The sequence below is a fragment of the Planctomycetaceae bacterium genome (genome assembly GCA_039680605.1).
Taxonomy (GTDB): Bacteria; Planctomycetota; Phycisphaerae; order SM23-33; family SM23-33; genus JAJFUU01.
In genome coordinates this window covers 20331-41464 of the sequence record JBDKTA010000009.1, presented here as the reverse complement: position 1 = coordinate 41464, position 21134 = coordinate 20331, and the positions used below count along the sequence as shown (strand labels likewise).

The 21134-nt window shown below is 64.2% G+C and carries 18 protein-coding genes and 1 tRNA gene; 14 read left to right on the top strand and 5 right to left on the bottom strand.

Going from position 1 to position 21134, the window contains the following annotated elements; genetic code table 11:
* The first annotated feature begins 15 nt into the window (after positions 1-15).
* The 9 genes from ABFD92_02895 to ABFD92_02855 all read left to right on the top strand — a co-directional run bounded on the left by ABFD92_02895 (position 16) and on the right by ABFD92_02855 (position 8121).
* On the top strand, positions 16-2262 hold the full coding sequence (locus ABFD92_02895) for a hypothetical protein (GenBank protein ID MEN6503463.1): 2247 nt from the start codon (positions 16-18) through the stop codon (positions 2260-2262).
* Positions 2259-3482 carry a hypothetical protein gene (locus ABFD92_02890; GenBank protein ID MEN6503462.1) on the top strand — a complete coding sequence of 408 codons (1224 nt, stop codon included), beginning with the start codon at positions 2259-2261 and terminating at the stop codon, positions 3480-3482. Before ABFD92_02895 ends, ABFD92_02890 begins: the two co-directional genes overlap by 4 nt.
* Before the next feature lie 9 nt (positions 3483-3491).
* Positions 3492-4679, top strand: coding sequence for an NPCBM/NEW2 domain-containing protein (locus ABFD92_02885; GenBank protein ID MEN6503461.1), 1188 nt, complete (start codon positions 3492-3494; stop codon positions 4677-4679).
* A 21-nt stretch (positions 4680-4700) separates the two neighbouring features.
* The gene (gene queG, locus ABFD92_02880; protein MEN6503460.1) at positions 4701-5723 is read left to right on the top strand and encodes a tRNA epoxyqueuosine(34) reductase QueG; all 1023 of its coding nucleotides are present in this window, start codon (positions 4701-4703) and stop codon (positions 5721-5723) included.
* A 49-nt stretch (positions 5724-5772) separates the two neighbouring features.
* On the top strand, positions 5773-6351 hold the full coding sequence (folE, locus tag ABFD92_02875) for a GTP cyclohydrolase I FolE (GenBank protein MEN6503459.1): 579 nt from the start codon (positions 5773-5775) through the stop codon (positions 6349-6351).
* A 116-nt stretch (positions 6352-6467) separates the two neighbouring features.
* Entirely contained in the window at positions 6468-6668 is a 201-nt protein-coding gene (locus ABFD92_02870) for a hypothetical protein (protein ID MEN6503458.1), read from the top strand.
* An 85-nt stretch (positions 6669-6753) separates the two neighbouring features.
* Positions 6754-7080, top strand: coding sequence for a hypothetical protein (locus ABFD92_02865; GenBank protein ID MEN6503457.1), 327 nt, complete (start codon positions 6754-6756; stop codon positions 7078-7080).
* A 100-nt stretch (positions 7081-7180) separates the two neighbouring features.
* Positions 7181-7254: transfer RNA gene (locus tag ABFD92_02860), tRNA-Asp, on the top strand.
* Positions 7255-7494: 240 nt separating this feature from the next.
* On the top strand, positions 7495-8121 hold the full coding sequence (locus tag ABFD92_02855) for a hypothetical protein (GenBank protein ID MEN6503456.1): 627 nt from the start codon (positions 7495-7497) through the stop codon (positions 8119-8121).
* An 85-nt stretch (positions 8122-8206) separates the two neighbouring features.
* Here the strand turns inward: ABFD92_02855 and ABFD92_02850 are convergent, their stop codons facing one another.
* Together ABFD92_02850 and ABFD92_02845 are read right to left on the bottom strand one after the other, a co-directional pair.
* Entirely contained in the window at positions 8207-9487 is a 1281-nt protein-coding gene (locus ABFD92_02850; protein ID MEN6503455.1) for an RnfABCDGE type electron transport complex subunit D, read from the bottom strand.
* On the bottom strand, positions 9484-10800 hold the full coding sequence (locus ABFD92_02845) for a 4Fe-4S dicluster domain-containing protein (protein ID MEN6503454.1): 1317 nt from the start codon (positions 10798-10800) through the stop codon (positions 9484-9486). Before ABFD92_02845 ends, ABFD92_02850 begins: the two co-directional genes overlap by 4 nt.
* A gap of 146 nt (positions 10801-10946) precedes the next feature.
* Between ABFD92_02845 and ABFD92_02840 the strand changes: the two genes are divergently transcribed.
* The 3 genes from ABFD92_02840 (at position 10947) to ABFD92_02830 (ending at position 14078) form a co-directional block, all read left to right on the top strand.
* A complete protein-coding gene (locus ABFD92_02840; GenBank protein MEN6503453.1) occupies positions 10947-11708 on the top strand; it encodes an MBL fold metallo-hydrolase in 762 nt (253 codons plus the stop codon).
* 381 nt (positions 11709-12089) lie between these two features.
* Entirely contained in the window at positions 12090-13337 is a 1248-nt protein-coding gene (locus tag ABFD92_02835; GenBank protein MEN6503452.1) for an alpha-L-fucosidase, read from the top strand.
* A gap of 57 nt (positions 13338-13394) precedes the next feature.
* Positions 13395-14078: a hypothetical protein gene (locus ABFD92_02830; GenBank protein ID MEN6503451.1), complete on the top strand. Its 684-nt coding sequence runs from the start codon at positions 13395-13397 to the stop codon at positions 14076-14078.
* A 115-nt stretch (positions 14079-14193) separates the two neighbouring features.
* Here ABFD92_02830 and ABFD92_02825 read toward each other — a convergent pair whose 3' ends face one another.
* A complete protein-coding gene (locus ABFD92_02825) occupies positions 14194-15171 on the bottom strand; it encodes a hypothetical protein (GenBank protein ID MEN6503450.1) in 978 nt (325 codons plus the stop codon).
* A gap of 210 nt (positions 15172-15381) precedes the next feature.
* Between ABFD92_02825 and ABFD92_02820 the strand changes: the two genes are divergently transcribed.
* Complete coding sequence (locus ABFD92_02820; protein ID MEN6503449.1) at positions 15382-15978, top strand: HEAT repeat domain-containing protein; 597 nt, start codon at positions 15382-15384, stop codon at positions 15976-15978.
* Between the two features lie 266 nt (positions 15979-16244).
* Entirely contained in the window at positions 16245-18485 is a 2241-nt protein-coding gene (locus ABFD92_02815; protein MEN6503448.1) for an ankyrin repeat domain-containing protein, read from the top strand.
* Between the two features lie 364 nt (positions 18486-18849).
* On the opposite strand, the gene ABFD92_02810 is transcribed toward ABFD92_02815, so the two are convergent.
* Together ABFD92_02810 and ABFD92_02805 are read right to left on the bottom strand one after the other, a co-directional pair.
* Positions 18850-19689, bottom strand: coding sequence for a thymidylate synthase (locus ABFD92_02810; protein MEN6503447.1), 840 nt, complete (start codon positions 19687-19689; stop codon positions 18850-18852).
* Positions 19690-19931: 242 nt separating this feature from the next.
* Positions 19932-21122, bottom strand: a complete 1191-nt coding sequence (locus tag ABFD92_02805) for a glycosyltransferase (GenBank protein ID MEN6503446.1) — start codon at positions 21120-21122, stop codon at positions 19932-19934.
* Positions 21123-21134: the final 12 nt, after the last annotated feature.

Sequence of the window (21134 nt, the reverse complement as noted above, 5' to 3'; positions counted from 1 at the left end):
GAACGAGGTCTGACTATGGGAACATCACGTACACATCGAGTGCTGCTGACGGCGGCGGTGACGGGGATATTCGTGATGACAGTCGCCGCACAGGACAAGTCGACCCCCGACGCCAACGACAAAACAAAGATCAGCACGGAGCTGGCCGCGCGAGAGAAGCTGCTCAAACGACAGTTCACGCACCTGATCGACCGGATGCAGGAAGTCGCCAAACGCGTCGAGGCGACCGAACCGCAGACGGCCAAGATTCTCCTGGAAGCCGTCGACCGCTCGCGAAAAGCATTCATTGCCGAAGACATGGACAAGGTGGCCGAACTGCTCTCAAAGGGTCTGGCCGGGGCGGCGGCCAACACCAAGCAGGGCGTCATCCTGGAACTGACCGAGCTGTGGAAGATCATCCAGTACGGGAGCATGGACCCCCAGGACCGCCTCGACCGCGCGCGGGCGTGGGAGAAAATGCTCAACCAGATCAAAGGCGCCTTGGACGAGCAGAAGAAGCTCGAAACCGAATCGCGAATCCATGCCAACGCCAAGGCCGTCCGCGATGACGTCGCGGCGATCCAGGCGGCCATGAAGGGGCTCGTCAAGGCACAGGAAGATCTTCTAAAGGAAACCCAGAAAGCCCCACCGGCCGACCCGGCTGCCGCCGAGATCGGCAAGCTCCACGACCAGATCGAGAGACTCATCGCCGAGCAGAACAGGATCACTGAAGCGGTCAAGGCGTCGGCCGTCGACAAGTTGCCCCTGGCGGGCGACCCGCAGAAGAAGCTTGCCAAGGAGGCCGCGGAGGCGGCGGCGTCGCTGGCCAAAGCGCATGAGGACGCCGATCTGGGCAAAGCGATCTCCAAAGCCGGTGCATCGCCCGAGGCGCTGTCCAAGGCCGCCAAGCACGTTTTGCAGGCATCACAAGAGATGAACAAGGCCGCCACGACGCTCAAGGAATCGGACGCCCAAGAGACGGCCAAGCGCCAGAAGCAGGCGATGATCGACCTCGAAGCCGCCCGCGACGCCCTGTCGGGCGCCTTGAGAAAGATGGGCCAGGGCACGCCCAGCGGCCAACTGGCCGACAAGCAGGCGAAGCTGGCCCAGGCCGCCGGAGACCTTGCCAAGGCGGTCGAGAAGAGCGCCGCCCAGGCCGGGCTCGACGCCAAGGACGCCGATCTCAAGCGGGCCGCCGGTGAGATGAACAAGGCCGCCGGCAAGCTGGACAACCAGAACCCCAAGGGCGCCACCGAGCACCAGAAGAACGCCCTGAAAGAACTCCAGGACAAGCAGTACAAGGTGGCAGACCTGTCGCGGCGGATCCTGGAAAAGATGGACCGCCCCACGCAGGAGCAGGCCAAGGATCAGCAGTCACTGGGCGAGAAGACCGACAAGATCGGCGAGGCCATGAAGAGCTCGCCCAGCGGGCAGGCGCCCGGACAGGATTCGGTCGCCAAGGCGTCAAAATCGATGTCCAAGGCCGCCGGCCAACTGGGGCAGCAGGACAGTTCTTCCGCCAACAGCTCGCAGAAGAAGGCGATAGAAGATCTGGAGAAGGCCGCCGCCGAACTCGACAAGGCCATCAAGGATGAAAAGGAACTGGCCCAGGCCGAGCAACTGGTGAAGATCGAGACGCTGCTGACGAAGATCCTGGAAGGGCAGAAAACCATCTCGCGCGACACCAAGGCCGTGGCGGTCAAAGCCGCCGCCGGAACCCTGGAGCGCCCGGAGGAACTCAAGCTGGCCGAGATGTCCAAAGGCGAGGGCACGCTGGCCGAGGAGACCGCCAAGGTCATCGAGCTGCTGAAACGCGAGGCGACGACGGCGGTGTTCCCATCGGTGCTGGGCGAGGTAAAGACCGACCTCGGCGCCGTCCAGGCCCGCCTGGCGACCAAAGACTCCGGGCAATTGACGCAGAGCATCCAGAAGGAGATCGAGAGCAACCTGGCGGCGATGATCGCCGCGCTGCAGAACGAGCAGGCCCGCCGCAAGAAGGCCGCCGCTGCAGGCGGCGGTGGCGGCGGCGGGGGAGGTGGCGGAGGCGGCAAAGAGCCGCTCGTGCCCCCGGTGGCCGAGCTCAAAATGCTCAAGACCCTGCAGGTGCAGATCAATTCCCGCACGCGCGTGCTCGAAACGCTCAAGCGCCCCGGCCAGGCTTTGAGCGAGCCGGCCGCCGCCCAGCACGCCGAACTCGCCGGCCGTCAGAAGAAAGTCGAAGTCATGGCCAAAGAGCTGACCGAGAAGTTCAACAAGACTTCCGGCGGCGGGAGGGGACAATGATGACCCACCAGAACAGGACACTGCTTGCCGCACTCCTCTGCGCCGCGTCGGCCCTTGCAGGCCCGGTCACTCGTGCCGCCGCCCCCGTGCCGGCGACGCGACCGGCCGAACCGGCCGCCCAGGACGTGGATGCCCTGCTGCAGGCGATGACCCCCGAACAGCTCAAGGAGTTCATCGCCATTGCCGTCACCAGCCGGTTGGTCGAGGAGCGCCGACAGGTCGCCGCCGAGATCACGCAGGGGCTGCTGTACGAACCCAAGGACATCAAGGCCGCCAAGGCCCTGTTGGACGACAAGCCCGCCAACACGCAACAGGATAACATCGAGCGCATCTGCCGGGCGCTGGCCCGCGTCGATGCGCCCTTCCGCAAGGCGTACGAGCTGTTCACGGCAGGCAAGTTCAAAGAGGCCGCCGTGGCGGCAAAGACGCTGGCCGACGTGAATCGCACGACGTATCTCAGCGCCGCGACGCATTTCATAGCGGCCCAGGCGCTGGAGAAGTCCGCCCAGACCGAAGACGCGATCGACGTCTACCGCGCGATCCTGATGAACATGCCCGACCGGATCGGTTTCGCCGCCGGGGCGGCGCTGGCCGCGGCGCAGTGCTATGAGCGCGACAACCGCTTCCGCTACGCCACCGAGATGTACGTCTACTGTCTGAACAACTACCCGCTGACGCTGGGCGAGGACCAGATCAAGCTCATCGCCGACAAGATCCAGGAGTACACCGACCTGTATAAGGACCCGATGAACGCGGTGGCGACCAAGATGGGCGGCGTGCGAGCGCGTCTGGCGGCGGCAGACACTGGCGCCAAAACCCAGGAAGCCGAAGACCTCATCGTGGCGATTCTGGACGATCTGATCAAGACCGCGCAGGAGCAGTCGGATCAGCAGTCGCAGCAATCTTCTTCCTCCTCCTCGGGCAAGAAGCCCAAGGAAAAGGAAGGCGAGCAGAAGGGCGAGCAGTCGGCCTCGGGGCAGCAGCCCGGCGGCGGTCAGCCCTCGTCGCCGGCGCAGAAGAGCATGGTCGTTCCCGGGGCGGTGAACCGCCCGGGCAAGCTTGCGGCGGTGCGAAATACCAGCGAATCGGGCGACTGGTCGCAACTGCCCCCGCGAAAACGCGAAGAACTCGACGCCATGATGCGCAAGGTGATCTCCGAGCGCTATCGCGATCTGATTCGCGACTATCACTCCGCCGTGGCGGAAGAGGGCGGACGCTAGGAGCTTCATATGGTATGGCTCTCGGTCATGATGGCGGCGGGGCTGTGGGCGGCGCCGGCGACGCACACCGTGGAGATGGTTGATGCCGCGACCGTCGAAGGCACGCTCACTGCCGTGACGGCCGATAAAGTCGAGCTGCAATCCAAAGACGCAAAGCAGTCGCTGCCGCGCGAGCAGGTGGTGCGGATCACCCTGGCCGAGGCCGATGACCCCACGGCACGCCTCGGCAAGGCGATGGTGATGACCCTCGACGGCGCCCAGCTCGCCGCCGACAGCGTGACCATGGACCAGGGGACGCTCACCGCGGCCGTGGCGGGCGTGGGCAGCGTCCAACTGCCCATCGCGCAAGTTAAAGCCGTCTATCTGCCCGACGCCGGGACGACTGTCCAGGACATCCGCCTCAAGTGCGAAGAGTTCAAGATAGTCGCCGGCGCCCAGGACGTGCTGGTGGCCGTCAAGAAAGACGGCGGGTACGTCTCGGTGCAGGGCGCCGTCAAGGCCATCGACGCTGCGCAGGTGACGTTCAACTGGAAAGACACCGACCGCCGCAGCGCCCGCGATACAGTCCGGGCCGTGCTGCTGGGGCAGACGGGCGCCGCGGCGCCGGCTCGCGCCGGCGGGGTGGTGACCCTGCGCAACGGAAGCCGATTGCCCTGGTCGTCGCTGACGATGGACGCCAAAGGGTTGGGCCTGGAGACCGCGGCGTTCAAACGGCTGACGCTGGACCCGGCGGGCGTGGCGGAGATCACCTTTATCAGCGACCGGGTGACCGATCTGGCCGAACTGGCCCCCGACGCCGTCGAGCAGCACGGGCTGCTGGGCGAGGGCTTCAAGTACCGTCGCGGGCGCAGCGTTGCCGGCGGCCCGCTTCGCATGAACAAGAAGACGTACGCCTCGGGGCTCGGCCTCCACAGCTTCACCTCGCTGAGCTACAACCTTGACGGGCGCTACCGGCGCCTGGCGGCGCTGGTGGGCATCGACGACGCTGCTGCCGCCGCCGCGGACGCCACGCTGGTAGTGCTGGGCGACGACAAACCGCTGGGCCAGCCGCTGCGCTTGCGCAGCGCCCAGCCGCCGCAGGTCCTGCGCGTGGACCTGGCCGGCGTCAAACGCCTGACGATCCGCGTCGAGTTCGGCCAGGACAAGCTCGACGTGGGCGACCATGTCGATATTGTGGCGGCGCGCCTCATCAAGTGAGGCCGGGGAGCACGGCCGGTCATGTCCTTACAGACTCCACAGCAGCTCGCCCAGACTGTCGCATTGCTGGCGGCCGAGGCGGGCTTTGCCAGGATGGGCATTGCACCGCTGGCGCCGTCGCCGCACGACGCGACATTCGAGTCCTGGCTGGCGGAGGGCAATCATGCCGACATGGCCTGGCTCGAGCGGCACCTGCCGCTGCGGCGGACCGTCGCCGCGGTCGCGCCCTGGGCCCGCAGCGCGATCTGTCTGGCGGTCTCGTACGCCCCGGCCGGACCGGGCGACTCGCACGTGGCGCGTTATGCTCGCGGGCGGGACTATCACCGCGTGCTGCGGCAGCGGTGCAGGCGATTGATGGCCGCTATTGCGGCTATCGCCCCGGACTTTGAAGGCAAGGCGTTTGTGGACGCCTGCCCGCTGTCGGAGCGCAGGCTGGCGGCGTCGGCGGGGCTGGGCTGGATCGGTCTCAACGGGTGTCTGATCGTTCCGGGACTGGGCAGCTACGTGGTGCTGTGCGAGATTTTGTGCAACCTGCCTCTGCCGCCTGGCGAGCCGCTGGCCGGGCATTGCGGCCGGTGCGGGGCGTGCGTCAAGGCCTGCCCGGCGCGGGCGATAGGGGAGCAGGGGCGTGTCGACTGCCGCCGCTGCCTGAGTTACCACACGGTCGAAAACCGCGGGCAGATCGCAACGTCACATCGGGCCGCCCTGGGTCAGCGCGTCCTTGGGTGCGACGCCTGCCAGGAGGCATGCCCGCACAATCGCGGCGCCGGCGCGGGCGACGGCGAATTGGCGACGGCTGGCGCAATCGCCGCAGCCTCGCTGGAGGACCTGCTGCAACTGACGTATGATGATTGGGACCGCGTCACGCGGGGCAGCGCCGCTCGCAGAGCCTCGTGCGAGATGTTGGTTCGCAACGCGATCATCGCCGCAGCCAACAGCGGGCGGCGGGAGTTGGTTGCACACGTCCGCGCGGCGGGGCGGGCGTGGCCGGGCCAGGCGGCGCTGGTGAAGTGGGCGCTGGAGGCTCTTGAAATCGAGATTTGACGCCCGGCGGCGGCGCTCGTATAAGGTAGGGGCTTTCGAGGAGTCGAGCATGGCTGACGAATCCAGCAAGATGGACATGACCGCGATCGAGAATGCTGTCCGGGCGATACTGACGGCGGTGGGGGAAGACCCTTCCCGCGAGGGGCTGGCGCGCACCCCCGACCGCGTGGCCAGAATGTATGCGGAGTTGTTCGCGGGCCTGGGCGAGAACCCGGCTGACTATCTGGGCGTCACCTTCGCCGAGCAGTACGACGAGATGGTGGTGCTGCGCGATATCCCGTTCTCGTCCATGTGCGAACATCACCTGATGCCCTTCATCGGCAAGGCGCATGTGGCGTATCTGCCCGACGGCAAGATCGCGGGAATCAGCAAGCTGGCCAGGGTGGTCGAGTCATGTGCGCGGCGGCCCCAGGTGCAGGAGCGGCTGACCTGCCAGATCGCCGACCTGCTGATGGACAAGCTCAACGCCCGCGGCGTGGGCGTGATCATTGAAGCCGAGCACACCTGCATGACCCTGCGCGGCATCAAGAAGCCCGGCTCGCAGATGGTCACCTCGGCCATGCGGGGGCTGTTCAAGACCAACGTCGCCACCCGCAACGAAGCGATCAATCTTCTGACCGGACGGTGATGGCGCCCCAAGCCAGGTGTCATATGGACAAATGCCCAATCTGCGGCCAGGCAGTCGAGGACGGTACCATGCTGTGCCCTGCCTGCGAGAGTCCGTTGCAGGAAAATGAGTCGCGATTGGCGCAGGAAGACCCGGATCTTCTCCCCGATCCAGATGCCGTTACTCCGGGCAAAGCTATTCTCTCCTATGTGGGTGCCCTCCTATGGCTGGTGGCGTTGGTCTTGCTGGTAATGTACTATCCGGTGCTGGGATGCATCCTGGCCGGCCTGACCGTCGTCTACTTTCTTGCTCTTAAGCCACGAAAGCCTTCTCAGTAAGGCGGGCGGTGCGCCTAAAGTCCGCGTGCCTTAGGGGCCGATACTCTCACTTGGGCTAGTTGTCCCGAATTGCCGAGGTGTGTGGATGACCAAACGCCAGTTGATCGATCAGATTCTGTCGCTGAACCAGACCGCCGAAGCGGAGTTTCTTTCGAAATTCCGCGACGACGAACTCGACGCGTATCTGAATCATCTGACGGCCGCACGGATGCCTCGCCCTTGGCGATGGCGCGGCCGGGCGGGCACGTATATCTCCGACGCCTCGAAACTCCTTCGCAAGGAAGCGGTGGCAGCGGAGCCCACGGTCGAGACGGAACAATCGTCGGCCCAGCCTGTGGCGGTTTCCGCCGGCGGCGGGCCCGGCGAGTTCTTCGAAGAGGTCCGCAGCGTCATGCAGGGGAGGCTGTTCTGACGCCCCGGTCGCCCCGGGGGCAAGGCGCGCGAATTTCCACTTTTCGCTTGCGCCGGCTTGACACTCCGGCTCGACGCCCTGTATAGTGTATAGCCCTGTTGGGGCCGTAGCTCAATTGGTTAGAGTACCGGCTTGTCACGCCGGTGGTTGCGGGTTCGAATCCCGTCGGCCTCGGTCGAAAAGGGCCAGCTTAAAGGCTGGCCTTTTTTCATGTCTTAAGAAGATCCCCCAGACCACCCTGCCGGAAGTCGCAGGGAAGAAGCAATTCGCGTCTTATTGGCGGTTAGACGATCGCGTTCCTAGCATGGTGTGTAAAAGAACTTGCGTCGCGCAATGCGCACGCGAAGAAAGGCACGGTGAAAAATGACTACTGTAGGACGTGAACCCATTCGCCACGAAAAGGCGATTGGGATAATGGCGGGAGGCTCACTGGGGGAAGCTATAGCCGCAGTGGCGGCCATCGTTCTGAGCATCATCGCTCTGGCTGGTTTATATCCTGAACTGTTGTTGCCCATTGCGGCATTGACGGTTGCCGGCGCGTTCCTGTTTGAGGGCGGGGCCATTGCCGCACGCTACGCACGCGTAGCCGGATTTCTGGGCGGCAAATCAGAGGATCTGGCAGCCGTTGGCGGGGGAATGTCGGTCGAGTTCTTCGCTGGAGTCGGCGGGATTGTCTTTGGCATCCTGTCGCTGCTGGGAATCGCGCCGGCTATCCTGATGCCCGTGGCGGTCTTGCTGTTCGGCTGTGCCCTTGCCGTCGGCGCAGCAGCGACAGAAAAGGTCCGCACCCTGGCCGCGCCCGAGAGCGAAAGGAGCGTCAACATGCCGCTGCATGAGCTGGAGACCCTGGCCATGGGCGGCGCGACGAGCGTGCGCTTGCTGGTGGGGCTGGGCGTGATCGTCCTGGGAATTCTGGCGCTGGTGGGAGTAGGCAATGTGACGGTCCTCTGCCTCTCGGCGTTTCTGGCGCTGGGGGCCGCCTTAATTCTCAGCGGCACGGCAGTGGCTTCAAGCCTGCTTGGGATATTCCAGCACAGGTAAATCCGTCAGGCGCTAAGCAACAAAAGTGGGGGGAGGCGGACGTTTCGTGCGAGCGTCCGCTTCTTTGTATCGTTTGGGGGCGGCATCAGGGGCGTGACGCCGGCGGCGTTCGCCCGAACCAGCGCCACGCGGGCTGTCCGAGGCTGTGCGGCCGCCACAGGCGGTCGATCTTGGGCGTGAAGCTGTTCATGATCAAGATGGCGGTATAGCATGGGACGGGCAGGTCGACGTAGAGGCGCAGGAGCATCGCCGCCACGCCGCAGCCAACGCCGAATATGACCTGCCCCCCGGTGGTCACCGGGCGCGAGGTCATCTCCGGCGCCAGGAACATCGCCGCAAGCAGCAACTCGCCGCTGAGAAGCTGGTACAGCACGTACGTAAACCCGGTATCGGCGCCTTCAAAAACCAGCGGCAGCCACTTCCAGGCGACATGGCCGTCCGAGCCGGTGGCCAGGTGTACCGGCGCCACGGCCACCACCGCCGCCGCCGAGGCGATAAACGCCAGGGGCAACTGCCATTTCACGTACCCGCGATAGATCAGGTAGACCCCGGCGACGAGGATGACAACCGCGCAGGTCTCCCCGATGCCTCCCGGGCGCGTCCCCAGAAGCATCTCCCGCAGCGGTGGCAGGTTGGGCATGATGGCTCCGCGCAGCCGCGGCACGTGCTGCTGGGGCGAGGTGTTCAAGGCCACGCGCAGCCGCTTGGGGTGAATGCTCGCCAAGCCGCTGTAAGGAACGTCATCGGTGCTGGTCAGGCCGGCAAGGATGTCGGCCGGGGGGCGCATGCTGAAGGCGTCGGCGCCGTCGGGGGCGACGCTGGTGGACCATTGATCGGAGCGTTCAAGGCGTTGGGCGGCGCGGATGTCGCCGTTGAGGAGTTTGTCTCGCGCCAGGATCGGCCAGTACGTCGGCGTCAGGGTGGTCAGAAAAATAACCGCCACGGCGACTCGCCCCACCAGTGCAGGCTGCCAGAGAAAGTGTCCCACGCCGCCGAAAATCGCCTTGCCGACGATAATGGCGAACGCGGCAGCGACGACCGGAATGTACCACGGCACGAAAGGCGGCATGGTCAACGCCAGCAACACGCCGGTGAGGTACGCGTGCGTGCGACCCAGCAATGCCGGCGTTCGCGTGACGCGGTAGTAGAGGCGTTCCAGGATCACGCACGAGCCGATGCACAAAGCCGACACCACGGCGGCGTACCAGCCGAACAGGATCAGCCCCGCCACCAGCGGCGCGCAGGCGGCGGCCAGCGTCACGATGAAGATCGTCCGCGCCGCCTCGGGGGCGCGCAGAAACGGCGCCGTCGTCACGCCCTGACGCGGCGGGTCCAGCGAGTCGATGGGTCTTGGGGCTTCGGTCATTCGCCCACCACGGCCGCCACGGCCGGTCCGGGGTGAATCGCCCGTTTAAGCTGCCGCACCCGTTCGGTCAGGGGCAGGCGCGCGGGGCAGATATAGGAGCAGACGCCGCACTCGACGCAGGCGGTCGCGTGATCGCGCCGGGCTTCGTCCAGCAATCCCAGTTCGTACGCGTCGTTAAGGGCCGACACGTTGAGCCTCGCCGGGCAGTAGTCGGTACACCACCCGCAGCGGATGCACGGGCTGGCCGGCTGGGCCTGCGCCGGCGTGATGGACAGGATCGCCTCGGTGGCCCAGGTGACGACGGCCCGGGCGGGGCAGAGGCACCCGTTCATTGGTCCGCCATGCAGCGGGGCGTGGTGATAGAAGTTTCCCAGGTCGCTGCAGCGCGTTCCCAGCGGCAGGAGGAAATTGCCGTGGGCCGACGAATGCTCGCCGCTGACGGTGACGACGCGGTGCGTGGGGCTGATCCCGCAGGCGACCCAGCGGTACGCCGCCACGCACGCCCAGGCGCCGACGACCGCGGCGCCGGTACACATCAGGGACGACCCGTGCGGGGCCTCGCGGCGCGTGAGCACTTTGACGAGGATCCGGTCGGCCCCGATGGGGTACTTGTGCGGCAGGGCGATGCGCGTGACGCCCAGGGACTCGGCCAGGGGGAGCAGGTGACTGTAGGAGTCGGTATATCGCCGGTCGGCGGCCAGGATCATATCGCCGGCCTCGATGGCGCGGGCGATGATCACCAGGCCCGTCAGGATCTCCGAGCCGTGCTCGACCATGAGGCGGTGGTCGCCGGTGAGGTAGGGCTGGTTCTCCATCAGGTTGGCGATCAGCGTTCGGCAGCGATACATCCGCGCGCGGTCGATGAACAGGTGCAGCGGCTCGAGCGGGTTGCGGCAGGTGGTCAGGCCGCCCTCGGCCAGACGCCGCCGCAGCGACTCCGACGAGGCGCTGCGCCAGGAGTCGCTCGGCGCCGGCGGCGCCTGCAGCGGCGGCTCGACCACGTCCACCAGCTCGATGGCCGGCGAGGGCACGAAGCGGTCGCCCATGCAGACGTCGACGGTCGTGATTCCGGTCACCTGCGCCGCCGCGGGTGAAAAAATGTCCAGCGACGTGTTGTCCAGCGCCCGCGCGATCCGCTGACCGGCTGTCACACGCTGACCGGTCTCGACGATGCATTCAGCCGCCCCGCGACCGCACGGCGCCAGCGGAACCTGCAGGCGATCGAGATGCGGCCACGACGCGATGGGCGAATCCTGCGTCGCGTACTTCTCGTGAGGCAGATCGATACCGCCGCTGAATGTCCCGTACTTCATAGCCGTAATGTTACCGGATACGCCGGCGCGACTCCAGCGGAGTCGACTGCCGCGGCGGCAAAAATCGCCCCAGCCACGCGCGGCCGCGGGCGAATCGGCGTACAATAGAAGCGGCGCGATAACCCTTGCGGACCAGAGAGACCTGAATGGACATCGATCCGGCTTTGACGCCGACCGTGCAGCGCATCAGTGAAGGCGTGTGGGTGCGCCTGGCGGTGGACAATCTGACGTGGATCGACACGGGCGAATCGATCATTGTCGTCGACGCGCTGGAGGAAGCGCATCTGGCGAAGGAGGTCTTCGCCGCCATCGCCGCCAGCACCGGCGACAGAAAGATCTCGCACGTCCTCAACACGCACACGCATTACGATCACGTGGCCCTCAACGAGGCCTTCGCCGCGGCGGGAGCGACGATCGTCAATCGTCACACGACGACCATTCCCCCGCAGGGCTTGACGTTCGAAGGCCCCGGCCGACGGGTGCGCATGTTGCCCCTGGCCGGATGCCACACCGATGAGGACTGCGTCGTGCTGGTCGAGCCCGACGGCGTGCTGGCCACCGGCGACATCTTCGGCTGGGGGCTGATCCCCCTGACGCGGCGGCTCAGACGCGAAACGAGCGATCTGCTGCTGTCGACGTACGGCCGCCTGATCGATATGAACGCCCAGGCCATCGTGCCCGGCCACGGGCCGATGTGCAGCGTGCAGCACCTGCGGCGCTGGTGCGAGTATTTCCAGTGGTTGCAGCAGCAGGCCAAGGCCGGCATCGCCGCCGGCGAAGACGACGACGCCCTGCGGGCGCGCATGGCCGCCCCGCTCGACATGCACGACTGGTGGCGCTTCCTGCAGTGGAAACACGCCGACAGCGTCGAGAAAGTCATCTCGTCCGCCCGGCGCGGGGTGCTGTGAAAGCATTTCCAATTTCCGATTTTCAATTTCCAATTTGACGGGAAGGATCGCTCGCACGTGTTGTGTGCTGGCCTGTCTTCAAATTGGAAATTGCCAATTGGAAATTGGAAATCGGCCAAAAGCATTTCCAATTTCCGATTTTCAATTTCCAATTAGACGGGGAGGAACGCTCGCACGTGTTGTGTGCTGGCCTGTCTTCAAATTGGAAATTGCCAATTGGAAATTGGAAATCGGCCAAAAGCATTTCCAATTTCCGATTTTCAATTTCCAATTTGATCGGGAGGAACGCTCACACTTGTTATGTGCTGGCCTGTCCTCAAATTGGAAATTGCCAATTGGAAATTGGAAATGGATAATGCCCGCACTTCTTGGAGAGAAACCATGGCCACCGGTGACAAAATCGTAGACGATTCCCTCAAGCTGCCTGTCGAGAAGCTGCAGTGGTGGCGCGATGCCAAGTTCGGCATGTTCCTGCACTGGGGGCTGTACTCGATCCTCGGGCGCGGCGAGTGGGCCATGTTCCACGAACGCATCGACAAGGACGAATACGCCAAACTCGCCGGCCAGTTCAACCCGCGCAAGTTCGACCCGGCGGCGTGGGCCGCCGCGGCGAAAAACGCCGGCATGAAGTACATGGTCCTCACTGCCCGCCATCACGACGGGTTCAGCCTCTTCGACACCCAGGCCGGCGACTTCAACTCGGTCAAGACCGCCGCCGGTCGCGACTTCATCGCCGCGTACGTCCAGGCATGCCGCGAGGCGGGGCTGGGCGTGGGCATCTATTACTCGCCGATGGACTGGCGGTTCCCGGGGTACTTCTTCCCGACGATGTACCGCGCCAGCGCCGAGGCGATGAAGCAGCAGTGCTACACGCAGGTCCGCGAGTTGATGAGCAACTACGGCAAGATCGACGTGCTCTGGTACGACGGGGGCTGGCTGGCCCACGGCGGCTGGAACACCGGCAAGCCCCCCGAGGACGATAGCGACGCGGCGTGGCTGTGGGAGCCGCTCAAGCTCAACCGCATGGTGCGCGACCTCCAGCCGGATGTCGTGATCAACCCCCGCAGCGGCTGGGAGGGCGACTACGCCACCTTCGAGTGCCATGAAGGGCAGTTTGATAACTCCCGCCCGTGGGAACGCTGTGACACGCTGACCGGTTCGTGGGGCTATCGCCCCGGATGGGACATGCGAACTCTGCGGGGCGTCATCCACCTGCTAGCGGGAACGGCCGGGCGCGGCGGCAACCTGCTGCTCAACCTCGACCCAGGCCCCGACGGCGATATCGAGCAGCGCAAAGTCGACCGCCTTGCCGAGGTCGGCCGCTTTCTCCAGCAGGCCGGCGATAGCATCTACGCCACAATGGGCGGCCCGTACGCCCCGGCCGGGTGGGGCTGCGCCACTTGCAAGGGCAACCGCATTTACCTGCACATTCTCGATTGGCCGGAGAACACGCTGACCCTGCCGGCCCCGAAACACAAGATCACCGCCGCGACGAGCCTGACAGCCGCCAGCGTCGACGTAAGCACCGCCGGCGACACCCTCCGCGTCACCGTAAGCGAACGCGACCGCCTGTCGCCCGACACGGTAGTAGCGATCGACCTCGACGGCCCGGCGCTGACGGCGGTATAGCGGAAGAGTTCCTTTGCTTCCACGAGCGTGGGATCCAGAAACTAGCTGAGGACCAGCATGATGGAAGTAGTCCTGATTCTGGCAGTCATTGTTGCATGCATGGCGCTCCATAGCCTCTTCTGGCATATCGTCGAAAGGCTACATCCTCTGATATACACGGGCGTTAAACCCGACGAGTTTGCGGCACATTTCGGGGAATTGGCCAAGAGAGGCGAGTCCGGTTCGGAAATGATTATTTCAGAGAAAACTACCGGGAAGGCAGTGAGACTGCGCAAAGAATTTGCCTTCGGCCCCCCTCGGATACGACTGATGGTAATTGCGGATGATGCCAGGTCCGTTAGTCCACATTCACAAGGTTTCCTGGAGCGCCTGCAACACAAGGGAATCGCCTGTGCTTTTCATGTGGTAGACGGCACATTTGTCGACAGGCTTGTATGCCAGTGTGATGAAGGCCCCGAACGTGCGGCACAAATTGCTACAGAGTTATTCTGCAACATCTATGGTGTGGGCGTTGATGCTCGCTACAGCGTCAGGGTCCGTGGCAGAATCTGGCCGTATGATGCATCGAACCCTTGCGGGGATGTCGCGGTCGCCTTGGGCCCGCCCGGCAAGCCATACAAGCGTTGGCAGGTGCCCGGTGGGTTCTTCTACCTGCTGGGCCGTCTGGCCGGACGAATAGTCCGCGAAATACGAGAACTGGTTTTCCCTTCCGATGGCCCTGATGACTCGTTAAGAAGATAAGGGGGCGAGGTCTGCGGGGCGCCGCTGTTGTCGATACTCCGCCGGCCGGACCCGCCGCCAAAGTGCCGCGTTGGCGGCGGAGCTTGCTTCGCACGAGTTCCTGTCTGCGTTGGCCCTACCATTTCGATGGCGGCGGCAGGGTCGGGGGCGCGGTCGGCTGGCCGGGGGGTGGGGGGGAAAAGCCGGCCGCGGGAGGCTCGCTTATGATGTTGTAGCCGGGGCCGAACTGTTGAACGAAGTAAAGCGAATAGGCCCGCAGAAAGATGTGCAGCGGCAGCGTCAGGACGGCGCTGAGGTACGGCAGGAAGCCCAGGCAACAGGTGAGGCAGCCGGCCACCAGCGAGATGATCCCGACCGCCATTGCCATAGCGATCTTCATCAGGAAGAAAAGCACGATCGCCCCGGCGTTGCCCGGGAGCATCGTGAGGCGGAACTCCCGCCATGCCGTCAAAGTGCTCGAGCGGCGCAGGTACATCAGGGGGACGACAAAGTTGCTCGTGCAGGCCGAGATCACGGCGACGATGAAGAAGACAGCCAGGAGAAGCACCACGCCAACGAGGATCGCCACGATGGCCGAGCCGCCGAATTCCCGCCGGTGGATGTCCGGGAGACAGATCAGAAAGCACAGCGCGGCGATGACCAGCACGGCCGCCGTTGCGATGAGTGCCAGGCACAGCCAGAAGAGCAACAGGCTGTTGCCCTGGGCGCGGAATGCCCGCCACGGCCGGGCGATCTGTGCAGGGGTGTGGTTGCAGGCGATGTTGTCGATGAACATGAATGTCGCCCGGCTCTTGAGCCAGGAGATCGCCAGGGCGACTGCCAGAACCAAGACCATTGCAATCGCGGCCAGTACGATGACCCATGTCAGGTTGGCCGAGATCCAGTTGCCGACTTCGTCAAATGCTGTCCCGCCTCCATCGCCACCCCATTCGCCCGGGCCCGAGAAGTTGAAGTTGACACCGCCTTCCCCCAGAGTCGACAGCCAGGCGACGAAGCCCAGCACAAACCAACGGGAGATATCGAACGGCCGAAACGTCATGAGCCGCGCGCGATCGATCGCCTGCCCGACCGGACCGGTAACGGAAATGGACATCGCGTTGCTCCTCTACAGTGAAATCATCTCGTCTGACCAGCAGGGATTCGACATTACCCAGAAATCCGTGGCGTCATTATCGGTCCCAATGACACGGATAGGCAATCTGATTCTGCACTTCGTCAAAGATTGCCGCACGAAAGGAACTCGAATGCCTTCTGCGCGTCAAAGCTATACACCCGCCGAGTCGGCAGGCGAAGGGACGCGGCAATGAAATCTAAACTCGCTTCTAGAACGCGCATTCTATGCTCTACCCTGCTGCTGGCGCTGTTTGCGGCGATGGGCGCCGTTGCTGCCACTTCGTGCTCAGGTAGAAGACCCGCAACCGCGTCGTCAGTCCCGACGACAGCAGAATTGGTCAGCAACTATGTCAACTGGCAGCCTCCCAAGAACTCAGCCGATTTTCCAAATCCATATCGTGGACAAGTTCTGGCTGCAGGCGCGGGTATTGTGCCGGCTTTAATAGCAGCACACACCCCAAAAGCCAAGCTTTCATCAGCGATTGCCAGAGCGCTGGGCGAGATCGGCGACCCTGCGGCATTTCCGTTCCTGCTCGAGGCCTTCAGAAGCGATTCAAGGCAAGATATTGCCCTGGCAATCGGCAGCTCGTGCCGAGCATCCGAGGTTGACGAAACGTTCAGGTTGCTGGATAAGCCCGCCCTTCGTAAGCTGCTCAGCGTGATTCTGGGTGAGAAATGGGCGTCCCTTAAGGATGAGGATAGTGAGGAAGTAAGGAAGCACGTCCTTGAACATCTGGAAGAGATTATCAGGGACTGCAGACAACGCAGTAAGCCTGTCTTGGGATAGGTGCGGTGCGTGAGGAATAATCCATGTATCTCCTTCGGCTTGTCGTAGTATTTGTCGTATGTGCTGCCAGCAGCATTGCGTTCTCCGGGGAACGCCCCATCTACCGGTATCCGGCCGATCCCACTGCGCTGCCGGCGGCGACGCAACCGGCCTCTGGCCAACCCTCCACCAGGCCGCACACTGCCCCGGCCACAGGACCGGACAGCGCGCTGTCGCAGGCAGAGAAAGCGATTGTCGCCGGCGATGCGCGCCGGCTGGAGGCGCTGTTGAAAGACGGCCTCGACGCCAACGCCACTGCGCCTTGCGGTTACGGATTGCTGGCATTGGCCGTCAACAATGCGCAGGTCGAGTGCGTCAAGGTCCTGCTGGCGCGCAAGCCTCGGCTCGGGTATCCGTCAGTCCTGGCCGGTGCGTGCAATTCCCTGGGTCTCCACGGCATCTCAATAGAAAACCGCCTGGAAATCGTCCGTCTGCTCATTGCCGCCGGGGCCGACCTCAATGCCTCCGACGGGATGAACCGCACGCCCCTGACAACCGCCATCTCCACTTCAGCGACATCGCCGCCGGGCCCGATGGGGCAGCGATTGCTGTTGGGGCAAAAAGCGGTGGACATTCTCCTGGCCGCCGGCGCCGCCCCGAATTATGCCGACCGCTCGCGCGGCGCTCCGCTTCTGTGGGCGTGCGAGCGCGGTCTGGCCCAGACGGCCAAATCGCTTCTGGACCGAGGCGCCAAACCGGGCGGAATGGTGAGCGGTCTGGCGGACGTAAGAGTAGACGCGCTGCACGCGGCCGCCTGCGGCGGGTACAACGACATCGTTGCACTGTTGCTGGCTCGCGGGGCGAAGGTCGATGAGGAGGACGGTTACCACCGCACGGCGCTGTACTATGCGGCAGCGTCGGGGTTCGCCGACACGGTGGACTTGTTGATCGCCCATGGAGCCAATATCGAGGCGGTTACCGACGGGCGCACCCCTTTGGGCTGGGCCGCGAGCGATTATTACTTGACCCTTGCGGTCGAGACGCTCCTGTCGCGAGGGGCAAAAGTGCATCCAGCCGGCGCGGTGCCGCCGCTACGAGTTGCGGCTTGCGGTTACGGAACCGACTCTCCAATGGTCGCGATGCTGCTGGGTCGCGGGGCAAAGCTGGACGAGGTCTCGGCGGCCGCTCTGGGGAGGCTGGACGACCTGCGGCGGATTCTGGATGCCAATCGCTCCGGGACTACCAGGCTGAGCTGGGAAGACATGGATGCCTTGGGGTGGGCGCATCGTCATCGGCATGAAGCGGAGGCGCGGCTGCTGATCGAACGCGGCGCAAAGCCCAACCCCGAGTGTGCGGCGTGGCTGGGGATGGCCGATGCGGTAGCGGCGTATATGACGGCCAATCCTTTGCCTGCCGCCCGCGACGCGGAAGAGGATGCGGGCCCCGGGCCGTGGGGGGCGCTCATGCGAGAGGCTGCTTCCGGCGGGCGCAATGCCATCATCGAACTGCTGCTCGCCCGCGGCTATGACTTGCGCCGCGACAGCGACTGCCTGGAATACGCCGCCCAGTATCGCCACCGTCGGACCGTCAAGCTGCTGCTGGATAGAGGCGCCAATGTCAAACCTCCCTGTGCCGCGCTGAACCGTGCCGCCGAGGCCGGCGACATCGAGATGGCGCGCCTCCTGCTGTCCAAAGGCGCCGACATCAACGGCGAGGCAGATATCAGCGACAGCGGCGGCTGGCCGCCTCTGCCCAAAGCAATTTCTGCGGGGCAGGTGGAGATGGCCCGGTTCCTTTTGTCGCAGGGAGCCGATGCTCCCGAAGACGGCAAGTTCATCGAGGCGATGCCCCATCATGACAAGAATGCGCTGTCCTGCAATTTCAAGCTGTTCATGGACTACCACAAGAAGAAGGGCCATACGCAGCAGGCGCTGAATGAGGCATTGGCCGGAGTTGCAGAGTCGGCGGTGCCGGAATATGTGGAGACGCTCCTTGCGATGGGCGCCAATCCTAAGGGCCTGGACCACTGGGACCGCCCCCTGCTGTGGTTTGCCGACGATCGAACCGCGAAACTGCTGCTGGAGCGTGGTGCAGAGGTCGATATTCTGTCCGCCTGCGCCCTGGGCCGCACCGACCAGGTTCGAGCAATGTTGAAGGCCGATCCGAAACTTGCGCGCGTGGGGCAAGATCCTTCCGGGGTCGACTACACGCCTCTGCGAGTGGCGGCGATGCACGGGCGCATCGAGATCATGACACTGCTGCTGGATCAGGGCGTGACGCCGGACCGACACATTGTGTCATCTGCGATCTTTTACAAGCAGAAAGACGCTCTGGCCTTGCTGCTGGAACGCGGAGCGGGTCTGGGCGGCGACCAAGCCCTCCACTATGCTCGCCACCACGGCGGCGGCGACGGATATGTGCCTCCGCTGGTGGAGGCCGCCACCTTCAACGCCGGCAGGGAAATCATGCAGTTGCTCAAAGAGCATCGCGCCCGACGGGCAAAGGTGAAGACGCAATCTCTGCCATAGCGCCGGAGCGGCGACTTGCGTTCAATGTCTGTGGAACCGGCGGCAAGGTGTTCAGGAGCCTCCGATGGCACTGGCATTGGGTGTCTATATAAGTCGTTGTGTAATAGATGTTAAGAGTTAGGGCGATCACTTACGCCGCCAGGGCGGAAGGTTGCGCTTCCCTGCAAACCGCTGTGAAAAGTACAACAAAGTGCAAGGAAGTACAACGAGAGGTTAGGTCTGAGGTCGGTGGTCTTAGGTTGAAGGTCTGCGGCCGGGAGGTCACCTCGGACCTGCTCTATGGCCTATGACCTAAGACCTACGACCTCCACGTTATTCAAGACACCTCTGCGGTCTCCGCGATCTCCGCGGTGAAATATCCGGGCTAGTTCGCCTGCGACAGCAACTGCTGGCGACGGGCGCGGACTAGGGCCTTTTTGGTCTCGGGCATGTCGGGCTCGGCTAGCAGCTTGTCGCAGCCTTCCAGGAATATCTCGCGGGCGAAGTCCATGGTGAAGGTCTTGTTGGCCTGGGCCTGCGATTGCGAGAGCTTGAGGAAGCCTTCGAAGTCGGCGAAGTAGCTGCCGTAGATGTGGAAGCTGTCGGCGATGTGGATGTAGTCGCCGGGGGCGATGCCCAGGCGTGCGGCCATCTCGGCCTGGAGTTCGGTGAAGGCGTACATGTTCATGAAGGCGGCCTTGTACGCGTCGTTGCTGCGCATGTGGGCGTTCATGTGGAGCTTGCCGTTGGAGATTCGAAACCAGAGGCGCTGCAGGCAGGCCGGGTCGGCGATGTGCATGTCGTTCCAGACCTGCCAGGTGACGGCCTGGGCGCGGCGGGTGTGGGGGGCCTGCTTGAGGCGTTCGACGGCGCCTTCGATCTGGTCGAAGAGGTTGGTCAGGCCCGGCACGCGATACTCACGCAGGCGTTCGTGGTAGGTGTACTCCCACTTGCCTGCCGCGGGGTCGATCCAGTGGTCATGGACGCCGTAGAGCATTTCGGCGCGGTATTTTTCGAGGTCGTCGAGCCCGCCGGGAAAGGCTCGGTGGATTCGCGGCTCGTCGAACGGGGCGGTCACGTGGATGGTGGCGGTGACGTCGCGGCTGGCCGGGTCGCCGGGCTTGTCATACTCGGTGGGGAATGCGTCGCCCACGTGCCAGCAGGCCAGGACCGCCTTCTCCCATGCCATCGGCAGCGACTGCTCAACGATGTGGATTGATTTCATGATCGCGTCCTTGCGTTCAATGGACTTCCTTGTGCGGGGATATTATGGCGGTTCGTTCAAAGACTAAAAAGAAAAAACCGACGACGAGGACGAGGACGACGACGAGGACGAGAAGAACGCCATGGCGACCCGCTAGAAACAGAAACGCGTGTCGCCATGCCACCCGACATCCATCCATCCATCCATCCATCCATCCATCCATTATCCAATCCGCCACGCCATTCGAGCACACGGGTTACTGATTACTGGTTACTGTTTTGGTAGATTTCCTTGCAGCGGTTGATGATGCCTTGGGCGACCAGCGGGGTGGACAGGTGCGACAGGGCGCGAGCCTTTCGGCCCATGTCGGCGAGGCGGTCGGGGTTGTCCAGCAGGGTCTTGAGCGCCGAGACGATCTGCTCCTGCCCGCGTGCGACGATGGCGGCGCCCTGGCGCTGGTAGTACTCGGCGTTGCCGCCCTCGTGTCCGGGAACGGGGTTCATCAGAATCATCGGAACGCCTTTGGCCAGGCATTCGGTGGTGGTGATGCCGCCGGGCTTGGTCAGCATGACGGAGGCGGCCTCGACCAGCTCGTGCGAGCGATCGGTGAACGAGACGGGCTTGAGGCGGCTTTCGGCGGCCGCGATCTTCGACAACTCGCCCAGAAGGTTTTTGTCGCGCCCGGCCAGCACGACCAGGTATGCCTGCGGGCAGGTCTTCAGGATGTCCCGGGCGATATCGACGATGGGCCCGATGGTGAACTCCGTGCCGCCGGTCAGGATGGCGATGGGGTTGTCGCGCGGTAGCTGCCACTCGCTGAGGATCCGGTCCTTGTCGAGGGGTTCATTCCACTTGGGATGGATGGGGATGCCGGTGACGGTGATCGCGGCCGGGTCGATACCCCACCTCTGCAGGAAGGCCCCGGAATAGTCCGACGCGACGAACCAGTGCTCGACGCCGGTGGCATACCACATGCGATGCACCTCGACGTCGGTGACGATCGTGACCTGCCGCGTGGGCAGCCGCCCCGCCTGGATCATCCGCCCGATCATCGGTGCGGCCAGGAAGTGCGCGTTGACGATCAGGTCGGGCGGGTCCTGGACCAGGCGCCGGGCCAGCTTGCGCATGGCCAGGCGCTCGATCGCCATCCGCAGGCTCTCCATGACGCCGCGCCGCGCCCCGTGGGGGTGATTGGTCAGGCGATACCCCACCCCGTACAGGCGGGGCATGTGGGTCATGACGACCTCGTAGCCGCTGGCGTAATACGCGCGAAACCACCGCGGCACGACCGTCATCAGGTCCAGCCTCTCGATCTGCAGCGGCACGGGGGAGTGCTTGAGGGCTTCCATGATCGCCGCCGTGGCGGAGTTGTGTCCGGCCCCGACGGTGGCGGTCAGCATCAGGACCTTCACGGGTCTGGCCGTCGGGCCGCCGGCGTCGCTGTGTTGTGTCATGGTCTCCATTCA

What these genes read in the sequence shown, in the direction of transcription:
- queG (MEN6503460.1), top strand. Translation starts at nt 4,701, where the DNA reads ATGTCCTTACAGACTCCACAGCAGCTCGCCCAGACTGTCGCATTGCTG.
- ABFD92_02835 (MEN6503452.1), top strand. Translation starts at nt 12,090, where the DNA reads ATGGCCACCGGTGACAAAATCGTAGACGATTCCCTCAAGCTGCCTGTC.
- ABFD92_02810 (MEN6503447.1), bottom strand. Translation starts at nt 19,689, where the DNA reads ATGAAATCAATCCACATCGTTGAGCAGTCGCTGCCGATGGCATGGGAG.
- ABFD92_02895 (MEN6503463.1), top strand. Translation starts at nt 16, where the DNA reads ATGGGAACATCACGTACACATCGAGTGCTGCTGACGGCGGCGGTGACG.
- ABFD92_02885 (MEN6503461.1), top strand. Translation starts at nt 3,492, where the DNA reads ATGGTATGGCTCTCGGTCATGATGGCGGCGGGGCTGTGGGCGGCGCCG.
- ABFD92_02845 (MEN6503454.1), bottom strand. Translation starts at nt 10,800, where the DNA reads ATGAAGTACGGGACATTCAGCGGCGGTATCGATCTGCCTCACGAGAAG.
- ABFD92_02850 (MEN6503455.1), bottom strand. Translation starts at nt 9,487, where the DNA reads ATGACCGAAGCCCCAAGACCCATCGACTCGCTGGACCCGCCGCGTCAG.
- ABFD92_02805 (MEN6503446.1), bottom strand. Translation starts at nt 21,122, where the DNA reads ATGACACAACACAGCGACGCCGGCGGCCCGACGGCCAGACCCGTGAAG.
- ABFD92_02890 (MEN6503462.1), top strand. Translation starts at nt 2,259, where the DNA reads ATGATGACCCACCAGAACAGGACACTGCTTGCCGCACTCCTCTGCGCC.
- folE (MEN6503459.1), top strand. Translation starts at nt 5,773, where the DNA reads ATGGCTGACGAATCCAGCAAGATGGACATGACCGCGATCGAGAATGCT.
- ABFD92_02865 (MEN6503457.1), top strand. Translation starts at nt 6,754, where the DNA reads ATGACCAAACGCCAGTTGATCGATCAGATTCTGTCGCTGAACCAGACC.
- ABFD92_02830 (MEN6503451.1), top strand. Translation starts at nt 13,395, where the DNA reads ATGATGGAAGTAGTCCTGATTCTGGCAGTCATTGTTGCATGCATGGCG.
- ABFD92_02855 (MEN6503456.1), top strand. Translation starts at nt 7,495, where the DNA reads ATGGCGGGAGGCTCACTGGGGGAAGCTATAGCCGCAGTGGCGGCCATC.
- ABFD92_02825 (MEN6503450.1), bottom strand. Translation starts at nt 15,171, where the DNA reads ATGTCCATTTCCGTTACCGGTCCGGTCGGGCAGGCGATCGATCGCGCG.
- ABFD92_02820 (MEN6503449.1), top strand. Translation starts at nt 15,382, where the DNA reads ATGAAATCTAAACTCGCTTCTAGAACGCGCATTCTATGCTCTACCCTG.
- ABFD92_02840 (MEN6503453.1), top strand. Translation starts at nt 10,947, where the DNA reads ATGGACATCGATCCGGCTTTGACGCCGACCGTGCAGCGCATCAGTGAA.